Source organism: Microvirga sp. HBU67558 (genome assembly GCF_018069605.1).
Classification (GTDB): domain Bacteria; phylum Pseudomonadota; class Alphaproteobacteria; order Rhizobiales; family Beijerinckiaceae; genus Microvirga; species Microvirga terrae.
On sequence record NZ_JAGPUP010000359.1, the window covers coordinates 1 to 2,848 of the forward strand.

Here is a 2,848-nt window from a genome sequence, read left to right on the forward strand (position 1 = left end):
CATTGTTCTGGAATGCATTTTCCTTTCTGGCACAGGACATGCATGGTTCCCCGCAAATGCGTCGCGGTGTCAGGAGGCAGGCCTTGTCGGAACCTGATTGGCATTGTCCATCGGGCATGAGTGCTAATCGTCATAACGCGCGGGCGCACTCGGCGCGCCCTTTGCTCAACGCCGCCATTCCTATTGAGTGTCCGGAAATGCGTTTGTCGGAATTGCGCGATCGGGGGTCAATCGGCGGTTACGGCCGTAGGGAGACCGATTGGATAATCTGTCACGTTCAGGGCGCCCAGGCCGGTTGGGGCTTCGTCAACATTATCAGGTGTTCCTATCTCGGTCTGCCTTACGATCCTGTCGCGATCGCACTGCTACTCTTCCGCGAACGTGAGCAGCGGGTCGCCGATCTCACTTCCACCGCCAACGGTGCGGAAGACCTGCCCCAAGACATCAAGGTCACCAATATCGATGTCGATCGTGTGGCAAAGACCGCGGCCCAGGCTTCTCCCTATAACCGAATTGGAAAAAGGGTCGGGGGCAGCAGAGGTCCCGTCCCATGGCCGGGATCTCCGCCGAGTCCCGTGTTGCTTCACACCCCGGCCGAGAAACAATGCGCGAGTCTCTACTCTGGAGGAGCAACACCGATGGCAGTGAAAACGACAGTTCCCTTCGTCACCTTTCGCACGCGTGTTCGCGACGGCTCTCTAAGGGGACCGAATCCATACCGTTGGGAAGACAAGACATCCGACGACTATTTCAGGGGCAAACGCGTCATCCTGTTCTCGCTGCCTGGCGCCTATACTCCGACCTGCTCCACCTACCAACTCCCCGACTTCGAGAAGCTCTATGACGAGTTTGAGGCAGAAGGAGTTGATGCGATCTACTGCCTCTCCGTCAACGATGCCTTTGTAATGAACTCGTGGGGCAAAGCCTTGGGTCTTCAGAAAATCCAACTCATCCCGGACGGCTCAGGCGAGTTCACGCGAAAGATGGGGATGCTGGTTTCCAAGGAAAATCTTGGCTTCGGCATGCGCTCCTGGCGTTATGCCGCAGTGATAAACAATGGTGTGGTGGAGCAGTGGTTCGAGGAGGAAGGTTTCTCCGACAATTGCGAGACCGACCCTTATGGGATCTCGTCGCCGCAGATGGTTCTCGAAGCGCTAAAGGCCGCTAAAGGCCGCTAGAGCGCGCGGTCATCGCATGACCCAGACACGTCAACGTCTCACAGGCCCCACCTACGCACAGCGAAGTGCGTTGCTCGATAGGAGTTTTGCGCTAGCCATGAAGTCGTCCGCAAGCATACTCCAGTGTCAGAAGCAAACGTTCGTTGCTACACCTCAACTCATTGAGTCAATCCGCTTGCTGCAGCTGACGCATGCCGAACTACGTCAGTTCGTGGAGCACGAAATTGAGAAGAACCCGCTTTTGGAGCTGGCGTCAAACGATGGCGAGGCTTCAAGCGATGTTTTGTCAACTTCAGGGGGAGATGCGTACATCAGCGCACACGAGAACGTTGGCCATGGACTGACCACGTCCTGCGCGCTGGAACGGCTTAGTCAATCGAAATCACCGGGCGCGACAACCAACGTTCCGCCCATACAAGGCCTTGCCCGAGACCAGTTTACCGCCGAATCAGAAACATTGCATAACTATGTCGCTCGTCAGATTGCGCTCACTGTATTCCCTCCCCAGGACCAGCTGATTGCGGGTGAGCTTGCCGGTCACCTAGACGACACTGGGTATCTTCGGGTCGACCTCTTGGAGTTGGCCGGGAGCCTAAATGTCCGGGAGGCTGACGTGGAGCGGGTTCTTGGAACATTGCAGCGTTTTGATCCACCGGGAGTTTTTGCGCGAACACTCAGCGAATGCCTTGAGATACAGTTGCGGCAGCGCGACCGGTTCGACCCAGCAATGGCAGCTTTGGTCGCCAATCTTGAGATGCTCGCGCAGCGGGACTTTCAGGCGTTGAAGCGGCGTTGCGGGGTCGATGAAGACGACATTCTCGACATGCTGCATGAAATCCGCGCTCTCGATCCCAAGCCTGGAAACCGGTTCCAATCCGGAGGCCCCGAGTTCATTACTCCCGACGTCTTGGTCCAACCGGCGCCTGGGGGTGGGTGGCAAGTCGAGCTTGAGCCCGACACGCTGCCTAAGCTTCTGATCAACCAAACTTACTTCGCTGAAGTCTCACGCGCTACCAGCCAAGATTCGAGGGATCAGGCATTTCTCAAAGAATGCTTGCAAAATGCGAACTGGCTAATTCGCAGCCTGGACCAGCGCGCCAAGACGATCCTTAAGGTAGCGGCTGAGATCGTCCGCCAGCAAGATGCCTTTCTGGAACGTGGCGTCGCCCACCTGAGGCCTCTTAATCTCAGGGCTGTCGCTGACGCGATCAACATGCACGAGTCGACCGTAAGCCGCGTGACGTCACAAAAGTATATGCTCACCCCTCGCGGCGTGTTCGAGCTGAAGTATTTTTTCACCGTAGCAATCGCCTCCTCCGATGGTGGTGATGGGCACTCCGCCGAAGCGGTCCGCCACCGGATCAAGGCGATGGTTGCTGGGGAGCCGAACAATAATGTGCTGTCGGACGACGACATCGTCGCCCGACTCAAGGAGACCGGCGTTGAGATTGCCCGCCGCACTGTCGCAAAGTATCGCGACTCAATGAACATCCCCTCCTCCGTGCAACGTCGCCGGGAAAAGCGCATGAAGGCCTAGAGGCTGATGAGTAACTGTTTGGTAGCGGAACGTTGTTGGGACCGGGTGCGCTGGGCGATTGAGGAATATACTTGGCGCTTCGACGGCTCGCGGCGCCCACTGCGGGCCTGGTGGAGGATCTGATGCTGTCCCT

Annotated in this window: 2 protein-coding genes; both read left to right on the forward strand. The window is 57.3% G+C overall.

Translation table 11 applies throughout. From position 1 onward, the window contains the following. Positions 1 to 638: 638 nt before the first annotated feature. On the forward strand, positions 639 to 1,178 hold the full coding sequence (locus KBI52_RS01860; RefSeq protein ID WP_210804953.1) for a peroxiredoxin: 540 nt from the start codon (positions 639 to 641) through the stop codon (positions 1,176 to 1,178). Positions 1,179 to 1,275: 97 nt separating this feature from the next. Then, positions 1,276 to 2,715, forward strand: a complete 1,440-nt coding sequence (gene rpoN / locus KBI52_RS01865; protein WP_210804951.1) for an RNA polymerase factor sigma-54 — start codon at positions 1,276 to 1,278, stop codon at positions 2,713 to 2,715. Positions 2,716 to 2,848: the final 133 nt, after the last annotated feature.